This is a genomic window from Pyxidicoccus sp. M6 (assembly GCF_055568925.1).
Map to the genome: position 1 here is coordinate 8487178 of NZ_CM145714.1, position 19158 is coordinate 8506335.

The 19158-nt window shown below is 69.5% G+C and carries 12 protein-coding genes; 4 read left to right on the forward strand and 8 right to left on the reverse strand.

Going from position 1 to position 19158, the window contains the following annotated elements:
- Positions 1–241 precede the first annotated feature (241 nt).
- Entirely contained in the window at positions 242–1075 is an 834-nt protein-coding gene (locus ACVTJA_RS33260) for an ATP-grasp domain-containing protein (RefSeq protein WP_465825599.1), read from the forward strand.
- On the opposite strand, the gene ACVTJA_RS33265 is transcribed toward ACVTJA_RS33260, so the two are convergent.
- From ACVTJA_RS33265 to ACVTJA_RS33280, 4 genes are all read right to left on the reverse strand, one after another.
- The gene (locus tag ACVTJA_RS33265; protein WP_465825600.1) at positions 1072–1836 is read right to left on the reverse strand and encodes an SDR family oxidoreductase; all 765 of its coding nucleotides are present in this window, start codon (positions 1834–1836) and stop codon (positions 1072–1074) included. The genes ACVTJA_RS33260 and ACVTJA_RS33265 overlap by 4 nt on opposite strands.
- The gene (locus ACVTJA_RS33270; RefSeq protein WP_465825601.1) at positions 1833–2501 is read right to left on the reverse strand and encodes a TetR/AcrR family transcriptional regulator; all 669 of its coding nucleotides are present in this window, start codon (positions 2499–2501) and stop codon (positions 1833–1835) included. Before ACVTJA_RS33270 ends, ACVTJA_RS33265 begins: the two co-directional genes overlap by 4 nt.
- Positions 2502–2568: 67 nt before the next feature.
- A complete protein-coding gene (locus tag ACVTJA_RS33275) occupies positions 2569–3612 on the reverse strand; it encodes a hypothetical protein (protein ID WP_465825602.1) in 1044 nt (347 codons plus the stop codon).
- Between the two features lie 147 nt (positions 3613–3759).
- Positions 3760–4266 carry a GNAT family N-acetyltransferase gene (locus tag ACVTJA_RS33280; RefSeq protein ID WP_465825603.1) on the reverse strand — a complete coding sequence of 169 codons (507 nt, stop codon included), beginning with the start codon at positions 4264–4266 and terminating at the stop codon, positions 3760–3762.
- A 143-nt stretch (positions 4267–4409) separates the two neighbouring features.
- On the opposite strand from ACVTJA_RS33280, the gene ACVTJA_RS33285 reads away from it, so the two are divergent.
- Positions 4410–5603, forward strand: a complete 1194-nt coding sequence (locus tag ACVTJA_RS33285) for a toll/interleukin-1 receptor domain-containing protein (protein WP_465825604.1) — start codon at positions 4410–4412, stop codon at positions 5601–5603.
- A 234-nt stretch (positions 5604–5837) separates the two neighbouring features.
- The gene (locus ACVTJA_RS33290) at positions 5838–7253 is read left to right on the forward strand and encodes a B12-binding domain-containing radical SAM protein (RefSeq protein WP_465825605.1); all 1416 of its coding nucleotides are present in this window, start codon (positions 5838–5840) and stop codon (positions 7251–7253) included.
- A gap of 3 nt (positions 7254–7256) precedes the next feature.
- On the opposite strand, the gene ACVTJA_RS33295 is transcribed toward ACVTJA_RS33290, so the two are convergent.
- The 3 genes from ACVTJA_RS33295 to ACVTJA_RS33305 all read right to left on the reverse strand — a co-directional run bounded on the left by ACVTJA_RS33295 (position 7257) and on the right by ACVTJA_RS33305 (position 12565).
- Complete coding sequence (locus ACVTJA_RS33295) at positions 7257–11513, reverse strand: AAA family ATPase (protein ID WP_465825606.1); 4257 nt, start codon at positions 11511–11513, stop codon at positions 7257–7259.
- Between the two features lie 10 nt (positions 11514–11523).
- Positions 11524–11925 carry a hypothetical protein gene (locus tag ACVTJA_RS33300; protein ID WP_465825607.1) on the reverse strand — a complete coding sequence of 134 codons (402 nt, stop codon included), beginning with the start codon at positions 11923–11925 and terminating at the stop codon, positions 11524–11526.
- 88 nt (positions 11926–12013) lie between these two features.
- Positions 12014–12565, reverse strand: coding sequence for an SLOG cluster 4 domain-containing protein (locus ACVTJA_RS33305; protein WP_465825608.1), 552 nt, complete (start codon positions 12563–12565; stop codon positions 12014–12016).
- Positions 12566–12820: 255 nt separating this feature from the next.
- Here ACVTJA_RS33305 and ACVTJA_RS33310 point away from each other — a divergent pair, with 255 nt between their 5' ends.
- Complete coding sequence (locus ACVTJA_RS33310; RefSeq protein ID WP_465825609.1) at positions 12821–13126, forward strand: hypothetical protein; 306 nt, start codon at positions 12821–12823, stop codon at positions 13124–13126.
- A gap of 56 nt (positions 13127–13182) precedes the next feature.
- Here the strand turns inward: ACVTJA_RS33310 and ACVTJA_RS33315 are convergent, their stop codons facing one another.
- Positions 13183–18912 (reverse strand): AAA family ATPase, encoded by a 5730-nt coding sequence (locus ACVTJA_RS33315; RefSeq protein ID WP_465825610.1) that lies wholly within the window; start codon positions 18910–18912, stop codon positions 13183–13185.
- Between the last annotated feature and the right edge of the window lie 246 nt (positions 18913–19158).

Below are 19158 nucleotides of genomic sequence, written 5' to 3' on the forward strand. Positions count from 1 at the left end.
GCTGTCCACTGCAATGAAGTCGCCGAGATGACGGGAGGACGAGCGGATGGCAGAGCGGGCGCACCCTCCGTGGAATGAGAGCGTCCTTCCGTGAGTGCGGGCGTTGTCATGTGCCTGGGCAGGCAGGCATGACAGGGCTCACGCCCGCTCGCTCAGGAAACACTCGCCGCGTCCGTCCCTGGCGCGCGGCACCCGGCGCCATCGTGGCACCGGGCCTTCTCCTCCTTCAACATTCACTCCCATGCGCCCCACCATCGCGGTCATCAACGGCGAGCAGTATTGGCCCAGCTACTTCCCGGACTGTGAGGTCGTCACGCGACGGCTGCAGGACGCGGCGTGGGTGTTGCGTGACGGCGAGCTGTGGTGCATCAACCGCGAGGCGGCCACGCGCATCGACGGCGTCTTCTGGCGCGTGGGTGCGATTCGCCCGGACCCGCGCCACCGGACGGTGCTGGACGTGCTGCGCCTCAGCGGCGTGCCCTGCGTCAACCCGGCGTCCACGCTGGCCCGGTGCCAGGACCGCCTGTCCATGCTCGCCGAATTGCGCGCCGCGGGGCTGCCCGTCATCCCCTTCGACGTCGCGCTCGGCGATGACATGGTCCGCCGCATCGCCCGGCCCGCGCCCTTCGTCGTCAAGGTGGGCAACCACCACGGCGGCTACGGCAAGGCCTTGATTCGCAGCGAGGCCGAGTGGTTCGAGGTGGCCGACCTGCTCTTCGCCGCCAATGACTACGCCGTCGTCGAGCCGTACATCGACTACCGGCGCGACGTGCGCTGCCTGGCCATTGGGGACCGGTACTGGGCCATGTCCCGCGCGGGCGCGGGGTGGAAGGCCAACGTGCAGACGCGCAAGCACCAGGTCATCGACCCGCCAGAGGCGCTGGTGGCGTACACGCGGCGCGCCCGGGAGCACCTGGGCGCGGACATCGTGGCGCTCGACTTCCTGGAGACGCAGGACGGCGAGTTCATCCTGCTCGAGTGCAACGACACGCCCGGACTGTCCGGCTTCCCGGAGGCGCTGAGGGAAGAGCTGGCGGAGTGTCTGCGCGAGAAGATGCGGCGCGCCAGTCGCTAGGCGGCGAGGAAGCCGCCATCGACGGGCAGCGGCACGCCGGTGACGAAGCCAGCGCCGTCGGAGCAGAGCCACACGGCGGCGCTGGCCACCTCCTCTTCCGTGGCCATCCGTCCCATCGGGTGCTCGTCGACGAGCGCCTTGACGAGGTCGGGCACGTACGCCTCAGCCTGGCGCATGCTGGGCGTCCGCGTGACTCCGGCGCACAGCGCATTCACGCGGATGCCGCGCGTCGCGTACTCGAGCGCCACCGACTTCGTCATGCCCACCACCGCGTGCTTCGACGCGACGTATGCGTGGTGCGCGGCGCGCCCGGCGAGCCCGTAGATGGAGGCGATGTTGACGATGGCGCCTCCGCCGGTGGCGAGCATCGCCGGAATCTCGTGGCGCATGGCCAGCCAGACACCGCGCGCATTGCAGGCCATGACGTCGTCCCAGACGTCCTGGTTCGTCTTCTCCAGCGTGGACATGTCACCGCCCTGGCCCGCGCTGTTGACGGCGAAGTCGAGCCGGCCGAAGTGCTGCACGGTGCCCTCCACGGCCTTCGCGATGGAGACGCCGTCACGCACATCGACGGGGATGAAGAGGACGCTGGCTCCCTCGGCTTCGAGGGATGCGCACGCCTCGCGCCCCTTCTCCTCGCCGCGCGCGGCAATCACTACGCGGGCGCCCGCGCGGGCGAAGGCCCGGGCCGAGGCGAGGCCGATTCCGGAGGTGCCTCCGATGAAGAGTGCGACGCGTCCGGTGAAGTCCTGGCGAATCATCGTGCTTTCCTTTCGGGCCCCAGCCCGTTGCGGATGAAGAGGACGGCCTGGTGGGCCAGCGCCCGCCGTCGTTTGAGGTTGAGCTTCTTGCGCAGCGAGTCCGAGGCGAGGACCTCGTGGAGCTCGGCGCCGAGCTCCTGGAGGATGACGTCCGTGAGCCCCGGACCGATGACGGTGGAGACGAAGCGCGTGGCGATGTCCAGGTCCGGCGCGTGGAGGACACCTTCGCGAGTGCCCTCCTCCAGGACGCCGCGCAGCGCCACGATGCCGGCCTCGCAGATGGCCTTGTAGAGACCGCGGACGTCCGCGTCGGCCGTGGGCGTCGCGGCGGCCGCGGAGAGGCGGGCGAGGCGCGGGTGCTCGACGAGGAACGCCATGCCTCGCTCGATGAAGGTCTCGAGGCGGGCCCAGAAGTCAGGCTCGGGCGGCGTGGCGCCGATGAACTCGCGCTTGCGGCGCGGGGCCTCCTCGGTGAGGAGCCACCGGTACAGGTCGAGCTTGTCCTCGAAGTACTGGTAGACGCTGCCCTTGGGGATGTTCGCCCGGCGCGCAATCTGCGAGAGCGAGGCCTCGGCGTAGCTCCGGTCGGAGAACTCGACGATGGCCTCGTTCACGAAGCGGTCGCGCCGCTCGTCGGGGAGATTGAAGAAGGTGCTCGTTGGCATGCGACCGGTCGGTCATATGACTGACCGGTCGCATTGGCAAGAGGAGTTTGTGCCGGCGCCGGGGAGCTCACCGGCTCCCGGCATCCGCCGAGTCCGCCGAGCCCTGTGCTGACAGCGCCATGTGGATGGCAAGCGAGTGTGGGTCTCGCAACCCACCGTCCCGGAAGGAGTCACGAAGCTCCGTGAGCGTCGGAAGCTCGGGGCGGTGTGGCGCAATCCCTCCATCCCTGGCTCTGGCTGTCCGCGTAGAGACTCCCTCCTTGTTCTCCGCCATGAGGCCCGCTCCTCCAGGCTCGACCGGCACGGGGTGTGAGGGGTTGATGCCTCCATCCGGGAGGAGGGAGTAATTCGTCAGGTAGCCGAGTGGGGGTACCCGAACGAAGTATTCACTGACGGGAAGGGCGTCGACGGTCATGTCGAACTTGTTCACGATGTTGGTCGTCGCCCCGTAGAACTTCCCGCCAATCTGCATCACCGCGAGCGCCGCCTGGCCCTCTGCCTTCACCTCCTTGAGCTCCCGAGAGGTGATTTGCGTGAGCACCACTCCGGTGATGTAGCGGACCTCGCACGTTCCCCGAGGCAGGCGTTGGCGCATGATTTCCACCGTGTCCGCGCACTTCGTGGGGTTCTTCTCCGCCGCGATGACAGGTTCCGAGATGCTGAACTCATACGCATAATCAGCGGAGCCATTGATGCCGCCGACCACGTGCTGGAAGGACAGCGCCGCCTGGCCGGTGACCTTCTTGAGCGTCAGCTCATTGGCCCCCGGGCGCGAGTCCACCTCGCACCCGTCGAGTTGGTGCTTGAAGAGGCGCTCGAACTCGAAATCGCCCGCGTCTGGTGCGTCGCACGGGGTTCCATCTCGCTTCGCCTTGCGCACGTAGAGCGTGGAGAGCGCATACGCGGGATTGTTTCGCAGCGAGGAGATGGCCGGAGCCGGGAAGCGGTTACCGATCAGCTGTTCGTACGTATAGTCCTCCAGCATCTGTTCCTGGAGGCGAGGCACCACGCCACCGTCGCTCGGTCCCGGGGCCGAGGACCTGTCACAGCCGGTAGTGGCCGCGCCGGTTGCCAGAGTCAGCGCCAGCGCAAGTCTGCGAAGGGTGTGCATGGAATACCCCACCGAGAGGTCCGGCCCTCTCGGTGGAGGGCTCTGGGCGGACGGAGCGTCTCAAGCCTTCGCGGCAATTGCCTCGTCCCCCAGAACGAGCGGTGTGCTCACATTCGCGCAGTCGTAGCGGGGCTTCGAGGGGCCCTACTACGCCGTCTCGTCGAGGAAGCGTCGCATCGCGTCCGGCATCCAGCGGAACACGGTCTTCTCGCGGGAGGTGGCTCCGATGCGCGCGTAGAAGGCGCGCGCGGAGGCATTGTCCGGCCGCATCTCCCAGCGCACCGGCATCCCCTCCGCGGTGCCTACTTCCGCGAGATGCCGCATCAGCGCGCGTCCCAGCCCGGCTCCGCGCACGCTCTCGCGCACGTACAAGTCGTCCAGCCGGATGACCCGCGAGTCCGCCCACGGCATGAAGTCCACCGTGTACGTCGCGAAGCCCACCGCGCCCTCCGGCCCCTCCGCCAGCGCCGCCCGGAGCAGCGGTGGCTGCGCGCCCAGCGCCTCGCGCAGGCGGGGTTCCGTCGCGAGCAGCGTCGCGGTGGCGTCCTCGAGCGCCGCGAGCTCGCGAATCAGTGTCAGGAGCGTGGAGGCGTCCGCCTCGGTCGCGGCCCGCACGTGGTACCTGGAGGATGGGGTCGTCTTTTCGGAAGGCATGCGCCTCCCATTCCACGCCCCCGCGCCCTTGCCAAGCCGCCTCACGCCCCAGCCGGGCCTCACCTGTCAGCGGTATGGTTGGCAGTCGGGGGAATCACATGAGCGATACCGGCACGTCCAAGCTGAGGAGCTTCTTCGAGTCGATGAACGAGCTCCACTACGACGTGTTCCTCAGCTACTCGTGGGCGGACGACGCCGATGCGCGTCGCGTGTATGCGCAGCTCGCGCGCACGGCGAAGGTGTTCTTCGCGCCGAGCGAGATTCCACCGGAGCGTCAGGCCGACGCTCGCTTCCAGTTCGCTGAAATCTTGATGGATGGACTCCAGCGCTCGGCGCACTTCGTCGCGCTGCTCACTCCGCAGTACCTCCAGAGCGCGTGGTGTCAGCTCGAGCTGCACGGCTTCGCCAACATCCTTCGGAGCGATCGTGCCCGCAAGGCATGGCTGTTCGAGCTTGCACCGACGGGAGGGGCACTCGACGCCCGGCTGCGCGGCCTGCGCTTCGGCGGCGACGAGGCCACGTTGATCGAGTGCGTCCAGCGAGAGCTGGCCACCGGGGCTCGGGGCAGAGGCTTCGACATCGGCAGAATCCCCAAGCGGTGCCTTCGAGAGCTGCCGCTCCGCGCGATGTACCGCCCGCCGACGCGAGCGCCGTGGCGCTACGACTCGCAATCGCGCGGGCTTCCGGGCGCACCGCCCTACGCGGTCTACGAGGCGCTGGTCCGCGAGTACATGGTCCAGCTCCAGCGGCGAGGGAGCGATATCGGGCTCGATATCGCGATGGACAACCTCGACAAGCGGCATCGGAGCCTGACGATCGATGCGCGCCGGGACGCGCAAGACCTCATCGCACGAGGCATCGACCCATTCGCCGATCGGCCGACGTACAGCGAGAGGTGCGCATCGCTCATGTGGGAAATCGGAAGGAACGGCGAGAACGAGCACGATCTGCGAGGGCTCGCGGAGTGTCGCTCGTTCATGGGCCGTGACTCCTTCGAGGAAGCTCTGTCCATCGCCGACCGCGCAATCAAGGCCGGAGTCGACGCATCGACGTATCGCCGCATTCGAGCGCGCGCGACATATGGCTTGCGGCGATACGAAGACACGATCGCGGTCATCACCCGTGACACCGGGGAGCTCTTCGCGGAGGACCATCTCCTGCTGGCGGCCGCGCACGCGCAGCTCGGACACGCCGAAGAGGCGCGCAGGGCTGCCGCGGCGGCGCTCGCGCTCGAACCGGGCTTCAACCGCTTCGACGAGCGCCTCGAAACGCGTCGCGAAGAGGATGAAGACATCGAACACTGGCTCGTGGGGCTCGAGCGCGCGGGACTTCCCTGACGGGTCAGCCGCGCCCTGGGACAGTCGACGCAGGAGGGGCCCGAGGCTTCCGCGCGCGTCAAAGAGGGGTCACGAGTCCCGGACCGGCGCATTCCACGCGGCTGTCATTTTGCCAAGTCGCGCCATGCGGGTGATTCTGTGCGTCACGGTCAGGCCGGAGGGGGAACGGTGCTGTCGTCGTGTGCCCTCGTCCGCGCCGTCACCGCGCCGCCCCAGTCTGGAGCCACGACCCGCATGCGGATCGCCGTCATCGCCACGTACACCCACCCCACCCGGCTGCGCATCAAGGAACCCTCCATCATGCAGTCCTCGGTGCCGGAGCTCATCGCCGGCCTGTGTCCCCCCCACGCGGAGGTGGAGATCTTCAACGAGAAGGAGATGGACATCCCCCTGGACCGCCACTGGGACCTCGTCTTCTTCTCGTACCTGCACTCGTATTACGAGCACACCAAGGTGCTCTCCACCCTCTTCCGCAAGCGCGGGATGACCACCGTCGCGGGCGGCCGGCACGCCAGCTACTTCCCCGACGACGCGAAGGCGTACTTCGACGCCGTCATCACCGGCGAGCCCGAGGCCAACGTCCCCGCCCTCATCGAGGACTTCGAGAAGGGCCAGCTCCAGCCGCTCTACAACCGCCCATCGCTGGGGCCCACGGCGATTCGCCCGTACCGCTACGAGCTCATCGACTTCACCCACAACAAACTGCGCCTGCCCGGCATCGAGGCCTCGCGCGGCTGCCCCTTCACCTGCAACTTCTGCGTCCTCACCGGCAACGAGCGCTACCGCTACCGCCCCGTCGCGCAGGTGGTGGACGAAATCCGGACGCGCATGCAGTGGAACCCCAACTACCTGGGGCTCATGGAGGATGCGTTCATCTTCCTCGACAACAACCTGGGCGGCTCGCCCAAGTACCTGCGCGAATTGTGCGAGGCGTTGATTCCGCTGAAGAAGACCTGGGGCTGCGCCCTCACCTTCAACGTCCTCAAGGATGACGCGCTGGTGAAGCTGATGGCGAAGGCCGGGTGCCGCTACGTGTACACGGGCCTGGAGTCGCTCAACCCGGACTCCATCAAGGCGATGAACAAGGGGCAGAACAAGCTGAGCGAGGTGGATGCCGTCATCCGCCGCGTGTTCTCCGCCGGAATCCTCCTGTCCTTCGGGCTCATCGTCGGCTCGGACGGCGACACCAACGAGTACCTGGAGAAGCTGCCCACGTACCTCGCGGACCTGAAGTACTTCTCGGTGACGTTCCTCGGCATCGTCTGCCCGTACCCGGAGACGCCGTTCTTCCGCGAGCTCCAGGCGGAAGGCAGGCTCCTGCCCGGCACCGTGAGCCGCGACTACGACGGCTACACGCTGTGCCACCAGCCGAAGAGCCTCCACCCGACCGAGGTGGTGGAGCACTTCAACCGGCTGTGTATGGAATTGGGGAGCCTGCCCAACATCGCGAAGCACTACTGGTCCAAGCTCACGATGAGCGAGATGCCCCGCTACAAGCAGACGATTCTCTTCTCCGGGCCGGAAATCCTCAGCATCCGCAACCCGGTGAAGAACAAGGCGCGCAAGTACATCGCCGGGCAGGACTCGCTGGAGGCGTGGGATGAGGAGTGGATGCGGACGCTGGGCCTGCAGCCGCAGCAGCTGACCTGAGGCCTACGACGCCGCCGCCACCTGCACGTGGGTGGCGGCCTCGATCTCCAGCCGGTCCACGCGCCGCAACTCCGCCCTGGCGTCGATGGAGAGGAACACCTCGCGCGCGCGGGCGAGCAGCTCCGCGCGCCGGTGCGGCAGCGCCACCGCCGCGTCGTAGTACGCCACGCCCGTCTCCCAGCGGTTGGGCGAGGCCTCCAGCACCTTCAGCGCGCGGTCGAACAGCGGCTCCGCCGCCTTCGCGCCCCGCTTCAGCGCCTTCGCCCGCGCCGTCACCCGCATCGCCGGGCCGCGCAGATACGGATACAGCTTCCCCAGCGCCCGCGCCTTGAAGGCGCAGCGGCGGACAATCGCCCAGAGCTGCTCCTTCGGCACCGCCGTGGCTCCCTGCTCCAGCGCGAAGAGCGCCCCCTCCGCCGCGTCCACGAGGCCAATCTGGAGGAACGGCACCAGCACGTGGTAGCGCCACAGCGCCTCGTCCGCGCGCACCGCCATCAGCGCCGCCTCCTCCACCTGGTGCTCGCGCACCGCCACATTCACCAGGTGGTTCAGGCTCGCGCACTGGTTGGCCAGGTCCTGCACCTCGATGCTGATGCGCAGGCCCTCCTCCAACTCGGCGCACAGCTCCGCCACGTCGCCGTCGCCTCGCAGGTAGCGGCACATGGGCACCCATGCGTGCGCCCAGCCCTGGTGCATCAGCGCGTTCAGCTGCACGCCCACCCGTCCCATCTCCCGGTAGGCCTGCTCCGCGCTCTCGAAGCGCGAGGCGAGGAACTGGCTTGTCGCCAGCATCATCAGCCCCGTCTGTACCTCCCACATGTCACCCACGTGCCGCAGCAGCGCCACCGCCTCCTCGCCGTACTGCGTGGCCCGCGCCTGCTCGTTGGTGAAGATGTTCAGCGTCGCCAGGCGGCTCAGCGCAATCCCCTCCGCCGCCGAGTCGCGCGAGCGCCGCGCGTGCTCCAGCGCCAGGTTGCACCACTTCCCCGAGCGCCCAAGGAGGCCCGAGCCGAACAGCAGCGAGCCATAGTAGCTGCTCGCCAGGCTCATCCCGTACTCGCTGCGCGAGCGCTCGGCCATCGTCGCCGCCACCATGGTGGCCCAGGTCAGCTTTGCGATGTCCGCGAAGTAATAGATTTTGATGAGCGAGATGAGCGTCGAGAGCTGCTTCAGGTACAGCGGCAGCCGCGAGCCCAGCGGGCGCACCAACCAGGGGAAGAGCCCGTAGAGCAGGTGCAGCCCCAGCGCGAGCACCGTGCGCACGCCGAGCGCCACGAGGTTGCGCGGCATGGTGCGGCCCATCAGCACCAGCGCCGTCTCCAGCTCCTGGATGGCCCGCTTCGACTCGCCCTTCTCCTGGTGCGCGCGGCCCAGGCCCAGGTGGATTTCCGCCTTGCGCGCCTCGATGTCCTCGTCCGCCAGGCACTGCTCGAACATGTGGATGGCGCCGGCGTAGTTGCCCGCCTGCAGGAGCGTCTCCGCCAGCTCCTGCATCACCCTGCGCGTCTTCAGGAGGACTTCGTCCGGCTCCAGCGCCGTCGTTCCGCCGAGCACCTCCAGCGCGCGGTTGTAGTGGTGGATGGCGTCGTCGTTGGCGTACTGCTCGCGCGCGCTGCGCGCCGCCATCAGCGTGTACTCCAGCCCCTTCACCTCGTCGTTACCGGCGAGCGAGTGGTACGCGAGGATACCCGCCGACTTCACGGGGTTGTCCCCCGCCCGCGCCTCGATGAAGCGCGCCATGCGCCGGTGCAAATCTTCCCGCGCCGACACCAGCAGCGTGTTGTACGCCACGTCGCGGATGACGATGTGCTTGAAGATGCAGGTGAAGGGCTCCTCCACCTCCAGCAGGATGAGCCCCAGCTTCGTCAGCGTGTCGATGGCCTCGCGGATGTTCCGCCGCGGAATCGAGCCCGGCGCCAGCTCCGCCACCGCCTCCAGCGTGAAGATGCGGCCAATCACCGAGGCCACCTTCACCACCAGCTTCTCCGTCTCGCTCAGCAGGTCGATGCGCGCCAGCACCACGTCCTGGATGCTGTCCGGCAGCTCCAGCGCCTGGAGGCTGCGCTTGCGCTCCATCCGCTCCGCGCCCGGCGACACCGGCCCCAGGTAGCCGCCTTCCACGAGCCCCTGGACGAGGGACTCGGTGAAGAACGGGTTGCCCTGCACCTTCGCCAGCAGCAGGTCCTCCAGCGCCGTGTCCGGCGGCTCCATGCGCAGGTGCAGCCGCAGGAGCGCCCGCGTGTCCTCGTCGTCCAGGTTGGACAGGTCGAGCCGGTACAGCCCGGGCAGCCCCTTGAGGTTCTTGAGCTGCTCCCCCGGCCGCATCGTCACCAGCAGCGTCACGCGCAGCGAGGCCAGCCGCGCGGCGACGTACTCGATGAGGTCGACGGAGATGTTGTCCGCCCAGTGCAGGTCCTCGAAGAACAGCAGCACCGGCTGCTGCCGCGCCTGCTTCTCCAGGAGCTGGAGGATGATCTGGAAGACCTTCTGGTTCTTCCGCCGCGCGTCCAGCTCGCGCGTGACGGGCTCCTCCTCCAACGGCACGCCGAGGATGCCCCCGAGCACCGGTATCCACTCCGGCCCCGTGTCCTCCAGTCCCTCGAAGCCCTCGCGCAGCTGGTTGAGCTGCGTCTCCAAATCGTCGCCGTCGTGCAGACCGAAGATCTGGATGAGCACCTCCTTCCACGGGAAGAAGGGGGTGAACATCTCGTACGAGTAGCAGATGCCGTAGAGGCTGCGCGCGCCGCGCTCCTCGGCCTCCTCCACCACCTTGGCGCCCAGGCGCGACTTGCCGATGCCCGCCTCGCCGGACACCACGCAGACGCGGCCACTGCCGGAGATGGACTCCTCCACCGCCTCGCGCAGCGCCTTCAACTCGGTGTGCCGGCCGACGATGTCGCCCTTGCCCTTGATGAACAGGCTGCGACGCACCTCGGCCTGGAGGCGGTACACCGGCACCTGGCGCGACACGCCCTTGAGCTTCGCGTTCTCCACGAACTCGGTGGCGAAGCCGTTCTGCTGCAGCTTGCGCTCCGTGTTCGCGTCGATGTGGATGCCCGTGCCCCGCCCGTGCGTCATCAGCCGGGCGGCCATGTTCACGACCTCGCCCAGCGCCGAGTAACCCTTGCGCCACGGCGAGCCCATGTCGCCGAAGTACGCGTGGCCCGTGGCGATGCCGATCTGCAGCTCCTGCACGAAGGGGAAGTTGTCGCGCTCGCGGATGATCTTGCAGGCCAGCCGGCTGGCCAGCACTTCCTTGCTCTGCAGCGCGGTGGGCGCGCCGAAGATGACGTAGAGGACGTTGCCCTTGTCCGTGAAGTCCGTCATCAGGAGCACGCCGCCGTGGTGCGCGCTCTCGCGCTGGACGTACTCGTAGAAGGCGTTCAGCTCGCGGGTGAAGTCCTCCGCCTGCTCCGGCGTGCTGGTGTTGGTGAAGCGCAGGAAGAAGCAGGTGACGTCGCGGAAGTCCCCGCGGAACTCCTGGTGCGAGGTGGTGATTTTGGTGAAGAGCACCGGGTGCAGCAGCAGCGCGCAGCGGCCCACCAGGTCATCGCTGCCCGCGAGCGTGAAGGACGGCGGCGGCTGGGACTGGAGCGGCGCGGAGGGCTCCAGGCGGAAGGCCCCGTCGCGCGCATCGCCCTTGCGCGAGGACTCCGGCAGCAGCGCCCAGGCCTCGGCGCTGAGCAGCACCTCGCCCACGGTGGCGCGCTTCTCCGCCTTCACCGCCTGCTCCAGCGGCTGGCCCACGAGCGCCGGGTGCATCCACATGCCCGTGGCGCCGAGGACGATGCGGTGCGACTCACCGAAGCCGATGCCGATGCGCGAGGACACGCTGAAGCGCTGGCCCAGCAACTCGAGCTGCGAGAAGCGCATCAGCCGCCGCTGCACGCCCAGCGCGCACCGGGCCGCGCGCTGCACCACGCCCGCGTCGCCCTCGCCCGGCGCGGGCTCGAAGCAGGCGAGGATGGAGTCTCCGGCGAACTGGTAGATGTCGCCGCCGTGGTCCTTCACGACGTCGATCATCTCCGTGTAGTAGCTCGTGAGGAGCCGCTGGAGCGCGTCGATTCCGCGCGGCCCCGCCCCGCTCAGGCTGACGACGATGGGCGTGAAGCCGGCGATGTCCAGCAGCAGGATGGCGCCGCGCACCGGCTCCGCCGAAGGCAGCGCGTGCGCATCCGTGTGCTCCAGCTTGCGGAGCACGGCGCCGGGGATGTACGGCGCCAGCGACGCGAGGATGGGGTCGGTGTCCGCCGGCAGCATGGGCGTTCCCTCAGGCCAGCATCCCGAAGCGGATCCACACCGCCACCACGCCCACCGCGGCGTAGAAGAAGATCTCCACCGTCTCGGACAGGGGCTGGGCCTTCCTCAGGAAGCCCCAGACGTGCACCACCACCATGCCCACGCACACCAGGCCGATGAGCTCGAACAGCGCGGGCTGGCTCCCCGGGTCCGGGATGTAGCGCACCACCGTGCCGATGATGGCCAGCGCCACCGCGCCCAGGCAGCGCCCGAAGTACACGGTGAGGTCCGTGTTCCCCTCCTGCGCCTTCCACCCGAACCAGCGCGCCCACCGCAGCGGCATCAGCAGCAGCGGCAGCGCGTAGACGAGCAGGAAGAACGTCACCGAGACGACGAGGAACCAGCTCGCGAGTGGATGTTGGGCACTGATCATGTGGGCGCACGAGAAACGTCCCGGCCGCCCATTTCTTGAGCGGTCTCCGTTCTCCCCGTGCGTCCCATTCTAGACGGTTTGGAAACTTCTAGTGAGCGGACAGGCGGCCCGGCTCCCGGACGGCGTCCCGGATGAACTCAGCCACGCGTTCCAGGGAATCCGTGCGTTCCAGGTCCGAGTGGAAGCGGCGGAAGGCCTCGGAGGGGCCGTAGAGGATGACGGGCTTGCCGTAGCGCAGGGCGAGGCCGGCCTCGGCGGCGGTGCCCGCGCCGCCCGGCAGCGCGACGAGGGCGTGAGGGGTGAGGACGTTGATGTGGTTGCGGGACAGCAAATCGGTCCCCTGCTCGCCGCTGAGCGGCAGGTGGGTGTAGATGGCCAGCTCCACGCCGGGGTTGGGGTAGCCGGAGCGGGGGCGGTACTCGCCGCCGTCCACGGTGCCCGGGACGATGCCGATGGAGATGCCGCGCCGGCCCTCCACCTGGACGAAGGCATCCGCCGCCACGCGCATGACGCCGCTGCCTGCTCCGGTGAGCAGGTCGAACCCCGCCTCGGCGATCCACCGGACCAGCGGGACGACGAGCTCCGCGTGGTCCTCCTTGCCTGATCCGAAGACGCCGATGATCCGCCGTTCCCTGCGCATGGCCTCCGCTCCTCCGCCGCTTTGACCGGCCTGGCCCCCAGCATCTTCAATTCGGGCCCCGCGCACCCGTCGCAACCGGTTCACTTCCCCACAGATGGCCCGTCGGGCGTTCACCGATGGAAGGATCTCCCCTCGGACAGAGGCCACTTTGACGCTTGCATGACGGCTGGCCGGACGGGCCCGTTCGGGGCGTCCTCGACGCCTGCCTGTCAGACCCCCTCTCTACCTTGACGCTCATGAGCCTGGAGGTCGGCCATGTTCGACAGTTGTGGGGGATGTGAGCGCATCGGCGTCGAGGGAGAAATCTTCGACTGGTGTGCCCATTGCGAGCTGTCCCTGTGCCCGCGATGCATGCAGCGGGGCTGCTGTGACAACGAGCCCGCGCGGTCGGGCCGCGCATCGCCGCGGATGCTGCCGGACGCGCCGGAGGACGAGTCCGCTCCGCTGCCCGAGCACTTCGGCGGCCGCTGCTGCACGCGTGCTCGCGCCGTGGCGTGCTCGTGCGCCTTCCACTGGGTCTGCGACGCGCACGGCGACCAGCACATCGGCACGCACGACTGAGCAACGGCCAGGCGCGTTTGCGCACCGGTGTCGCGGGTGGTAGGCCGGGACCGCCGTCAGGCGTGAGCCACCGGCTCCGTGGCGTCTGAGACTCCTCGCGCGTCCGGCGGCCCCGACCTCGGCAGCTCCACCGTGAAGCGCGAGCCCTGGCCCTGCGTGCTCCGCACCGCCACCTGGCCTCCCAGCGCGGAGACAATCTCCCTCACGATGAAGAGGCCCAGCCCCAGGCCTCCGTACTCGCGCGATGACACGGCCCGCTCGAAGCGCCCGAAGATGAAGGGCAGCCGCGCCGGAGGAATGCCGATGCCCTCGTCCACCACCTCCAGCCGAGCGCGGCCGTCCTCCTCCTCCAGCCGCACCTCGATGGGCCGGCCCGCTCCGAACTTGAGCGCGTTGGACAACAGGTTCGTCACCACCTGCTCCAGCCTCACGCGGTCCCACCTCCCGACGCAGGAAGCATCCACGTGCAGGCGCAGCGTGCTCCCAGCCCGTGCGAAGGCGTCCTTCAATCCCTCCGCCACGTCGCGCACGACGGCCGCGAGGTCCACCGGCTCCAGGTGCAGGTGCAGCCGGCCCGTCTGGATGCGCGACACGTCCAGCAGCTCGTCCACGAGCTGGGCCAGCCTTCGCGTCTGGGCCTGCGTCATCCTCGCGGTGCGCAGCACGCCCTCCGGCGACGCCGGCTTCCCGCCTCGCGCCAATCCCTGCACCGAGAGCTGGAGCGCGGTGATGGGCGTGTAGAGCTCATGCGCGGCGATGGAGAGGAACTCGTCGCGCAGGTGGATGGCCTGCTGGGACTCGCGGTACAGCCGCGCGTTGTCCAACGAAATCGCGGCCCGGCGCGCCAGGTCCTGCGCCAGCGCCAGGTCCGCGGGGCCGTAGGGCCGCCCTGACGCCGAGCGGATGAAGGTGATGGCCCCCAGCGTCCGTCCCCGCGCGATGAGTGGCACCGCCATCAACGTCCGGGCCCGAAGCTCGCGGATGAGCTGCGCATGCCTCGCGTCCCGGGTCAGCGGCACCAGGATGCTGTCCGTCAGCTCCGGCACCAGCAGCGGCTGCTTCGTCTTCATCACCGTCGTGGCCGGCTGGGGCGAGTCCCAATCGGGCGGATAGTCCCGCCGAATCTCCTGGGCAATCGACTCCACCGCCGGGTCGGCATGCACGGAGACCACGCGGCGCAGGTGGCCGTCCTCGTCCACCACGTCGATGGAGCAGCCGTCCCCGAGGACGGGCGCCGCCAGGCGGGCCAGACGCATCAGCGTCGCCTCGTAGTCCAGCGATTCGGCGAGCACCATGCTGCACTCCGCCAGGAAGCGGACCGAGGCCTCCGCCCGCTTCCGCTCCTCGAAGAGGAAGCTGTTCTCCAGGGAGATGGCCATCTGCGAGGACAGGAGCTGGAGCACCTGCACGCGGTCCGGAAGGAAGGCATGCGTGGCCAGGTTGTTCTCCAGGTACAGCACCCCCACCGTCCGCGCGTGCCGGCGGATGGGCACCACCAGCGCCGACTTCACGCGCTCGCGCGCGACGTAGGCGTCCGACGCGAAGCGCCCCTGGTGGGCGGCATCGCCGAGGACGACGGTGTCCCCCGCGCGGTACGCGTGGCTGATGAGCGAGCCCGGCACCCGCCGCGACTGTCCGAGCGGCTCGTGGACCAGCTCCACCGCCTCCGCCACCATCCCCACCGCGTGCAGCACGAGCGAGCCCTCATGCTCCAGCACCAGCGCGCCCCGCTGCGCGCTGCCCGCCTCCAGGCACACCGCCATCAGCTTCTCCAGGAGCCGGTCCAGCGCCACCTCTCCCGACAGCGTCTGCGCCGCCTTCAGGATGCTCAGCAGGTCCAACGCCGCACCGCGAGGCTCGTCGCTCGGCGGCGTCACCGGCCGCTCCCACGTTCCCGGCTCCGGAGCCTGGACGTCCGGGAACTCCTCCTGGAGCATGGTCACCACGGCCTTCGCGCCCCAGCGGGCGAAGCCCTCTCGCGCGGCCCGCAGGTAGAGCGAGGCCACCCTCCGGCGGCCCAGCGCGTGGTAGAGCCGGCCGGCCAGCGCGTTGGCCAGCGCCTCGTCCTGGGGAAAGCCCTCCTCTCGCGCCAGGTCGACGGCCTCGTCGTAGAGCGTCATCGCCTCGTTGTGGTGAAGCTTCACCCGCGCGAGCTCCGCGGACACCAGCAGGTAGCGGTGATGGAAGTTGCGCGGGTTCGACTGCGCCCACGTACCGAGCCGCGCATGCTGCTGCTCCAACCGTGACACGAGCGAGGCGCGCTCCTCCCCGGCGGAGACTTCCTCCTCGCTCGCCGCCAGCGTCAGCGCCGCGTAGAAGGCATGCTCGGTGGCGCTGAAGAGCCAGCGCGCGAAGGGCAGGTGCGCCTCCGCCGCACGTGCCCACTCCCGCGCTCCCGCCACGTCCCCCAGCAGGTACGACGTCTGGAGCCGGAGGACCTCGTACTGAAAGAGGATGGTGGGGTCCTCGCGCACGGAATCCTCGAAGGCCCTTGCGTCGAAGCCATCATCGTCGAAGCTCGCGCGCTCACGAGTCCTCCCCTGGAGGCACTTCACCGCCTGGCGCGCCGCGAGGTGCACATCGGCCATGGCGTGCTGCCCGCTCTTCCGGTCGAAGGCGAGGCCGGACTCCACCTCCACCAGCACGCGGCCGAGCTCCGAGCCCATCCGCAGCCGCGTGAAGGCCTTGGTCGCGAGGAGATACGCGACGAACTGCGGCTCACCGCTCTCGAGCCCGGCGGCGATGCCCCGCTGCAGGAGCGGCAGGGCGGAACGGAACGGCTCGCGCCAGTGATGCATGAAGAAGAGGAACGCGGAGAGGACGCGACACTCCTCGCGAGGATTCGCCTGGCGCCGGCTCAGCTCCACCCCCAGCCGGCTGAACGCGTGGCCTGAAGCGAAGTCCCCCTTCACCTCGCCGAGGATGATGCCGAAGCACACGCAGGCATAGGCCGAATACACCGAGATGCCGTGCTCCAGCGTGAGGTTGAGCATGCGCGTGTAGGCAAAGGAGAACAGCGCCGGGTCGGAGAACCACGCCGCCACGCCCGCGTTCATCAGCAACCGCATGCACGCCAGCAACTCCGGGTCCGTCATGGGCGGCGCCGCGAGCAGCTCTCCCTCCGAGCGGCCCCGCCGGTACTCCTCCACCTTCGCGAACTCGGCGCGGAAGGCCTCCGTGGCATCGCCCTCCGGCAGGGCCATGCCGAACAGCTTCAAGCCCTCGCGGCACCAGTGCAGGGCCTCCGCGTGCGCACGCCGCCGGATGTCCTCACTCGTCCGCAGACAGAAGAGGTCCGCCCTCTCCAGGAGCGTCGCCGCGTGCGCCATGGCGGTTTCGAGCAGGGACTCGGCCAGCGCGCTGTCCCCGGTGAGGTGCGCGCACTCCGCCGCGTCCCGGTGCAGGCGGAACATCCGCTCCCGCTGGGCGTGCCAGGCGTCCGGAGTCAGCAGCTCCAACGCGCGCAGGAAGTACGCGAGCGCGGCGTCGAAGGCAGACGCGTCCCGGGACTTGCGACCCGCGCGGAGGTTGAGGTCGGCCAGCCAGTGCCGCTCCGCCTCGCCGTCCTCGCGCTCCAGCCCCTGGTTGAGGTGGTCCACCACCTCGCCCAACCGCTCCTCCACCTCGGGCTCGGAGGCGCTCGCCCAGAGCTGCCGCCCGATGTCGCGGTGCAGCCGCCGGCACTCGCCGGCCGTCAGCAGCGAGTACGCGGCCTGCTGCACGCGGCCGTGCACGAAACGATAGGCGGCGTGCCGGGTCTCCTCCGGCTCCGTGGTGTCCTCGAGCATGGAGTGGAAGCGGGGGCCCTCCCCTACCGGGACCAGGAGCCCCTCGCGGATGGCGCCCCAGAGGTCCGACGCCGTGTCCTCGACGGACGCGCCCACCACCGCGGCGAGCAGCCACAGGTCCACCGGGCCACGCAGGCAGGCCGCCGCCTTCAGGACGCGCTGGGTGCGCTCCGGGAGCCGGCGGATGGCGGCCAGCATCAGCTCGACCACGTTCTCCGTGACTTCGACCTGTCCGATGCGGCCCAGGTCCCAATCCCAGCTGCCCTGCTCCACGTCGAAGGTCAGCAGCCCCGTGCGGTGCAGGTGCCGCAGGAAGGAGTGGACGAAGAAGGGGTTGCCCGCGGTCTTCTCCAGCACGCACCGCGCCAGGGGGCTCGCGCGCTCGGGTCCGCAGCGGAGCGTGTCGCCGCAGAGCGACTCCAGCGCGGACAGCTCCAGGGGCCGCAGCTCCACGGACTGGAAGTCCATGCCCGCGTTCCGGAGGGACTCCAGCGTGCGCGCGAGCGGATGGGTGGGCCCCACCTCCTCGGGACGGAACGCGCCGACGAGCAGCAGGTGGCGCAGCTCGGGGTCCAGCACCACGCGCTCGAACAACGCGAGCGAGGCCGCGTCCGCCCATTGCAGGTCATCCAGCCACAGCACCAGCGGGCGTTCCGGCGTGGCCAGGGCGCGGAGGAAGGACTGGAACGCCAGATGGAAGCGGCTCTCCGTCTCCTTCGGCCCGAGCGCGACGAGTGGAGGCTGCTCGCCGATGAGTGTCTCCAGCCCGGGGAGCAGCGCGCCGAGGACGCGCCCTCGCGTGCCCAGGGCTTCCTGGATGCGGCCGCGCCACAGGGCCACTTCCTCTGGAGCTTCCTCCAACAGACTGGCGACGAGGCCCCGGAAGGCCTCCGCCCAGGGGGCATGCGGCACATGGCCCCGGAGCGGAGCACAGCCTCCGGAGAGGAACCGCCACCGCCCCGCCCCCCGTCCACGCAGCGCCCGCGCGAGCGAGGACTTGCCGCTTCCCGCGGCGCCCTTCACCAGCACCCGCGCGAAAGCTCCCACGCGGGTGCGCTCCATCGCGGCTTCGAGCACAGCCAGCTCGCGCTCCCGGCCATGGAGCGTGTCTGGAATCATCAGCTCCCGCGCCACGTCGTGACGTCCGAGCTCGAATGAAGCAATGGCTTCCGATGTATGCCATTGCCGCGCGCACTCCCGGAGGTCCTCGGCCAACGACCTGGCGCTCTGGTAGCGCTCCTCCGGTACCTTCGCGAGCAGCTTCATCACCAGCTCCGAGAGGACCGCCGGAACCCGGGGAGCTCTTTCGGCCGGAGGCACGGGCGGCTTCGCGAGGAGCGCGTGGACGAGCTCCACGGGGTCCGCCGAGAGGAAGGGGGCCTCGCCCGTCAGCATCTCGTAGAACGTCGCGCCCAGCGCATACAGGTCCGCGCGGTGGTCCACCAGGCGGTTCATCCGCCCCGTCTGCTCGGGGGCGATGTACTGGAGCGTCCCTTCGAGACCGCCGGGGATGCCCATGGCCTGGACGAGGCCGGGCACGCGCGTGGACAAGTCGAAGTCGATGAGGACCAGGCGCCGCGCGTCCGAGGACAGGACGAGGTTGGCGGGGTTGAGGTCTCGGTGGATGACGTGCTTGCGGTGCAGCGCGCTCAGCGCATCCGCGAGCGGGATGGCCAGCGCCAGGAAGGTCTCCACGTCCAGCGGGCCTCGCCGCAGCCATTCCCGGAGGGAAGATGGCCCCGCGTCTTCGAGGACGAGCGCCGGGAGCTCCGCCAGGTTCATGAAGCCCAGGGGGCGCGAGATGCCCGGAACGTCTCGCAGCTCCTGGAGCATCGCGTGCTCATGGCGGAGCATGCTGGTGCTGCCTTCCGAGAGGGGGCCGGGCCGGACGGTCTTCACGATGCGGGACGCGCCGCCGTCCGCGCGGACGCGGAGCACCTCGTAGCGCGGCCCGCTGTAGATTCTTTGGACCTCCTGGTAGCCCGGAAGCTCCAGCATCTCCTCCCCCGAGAGCGGACCCTCCCTGGGAATCTGGGCACAGGAGACAGCCTCGGGGACCCGAGGAGGCGAGGCGGGCGCACGGTGGGTGGCCTGGGCACGACGAGCGTGCGCTCGCCTGTGTTCGCGGGCCGGACGGCCTTCCGCTGTGTCACGAAAGCGCGGACGGCCTCGTTGTCGCTCTTCAGCAGCGGAAGGAGGAGCGGAATGGCCGCCGCGCGGTGGCCCTGGACGAAGCCGCCGGGG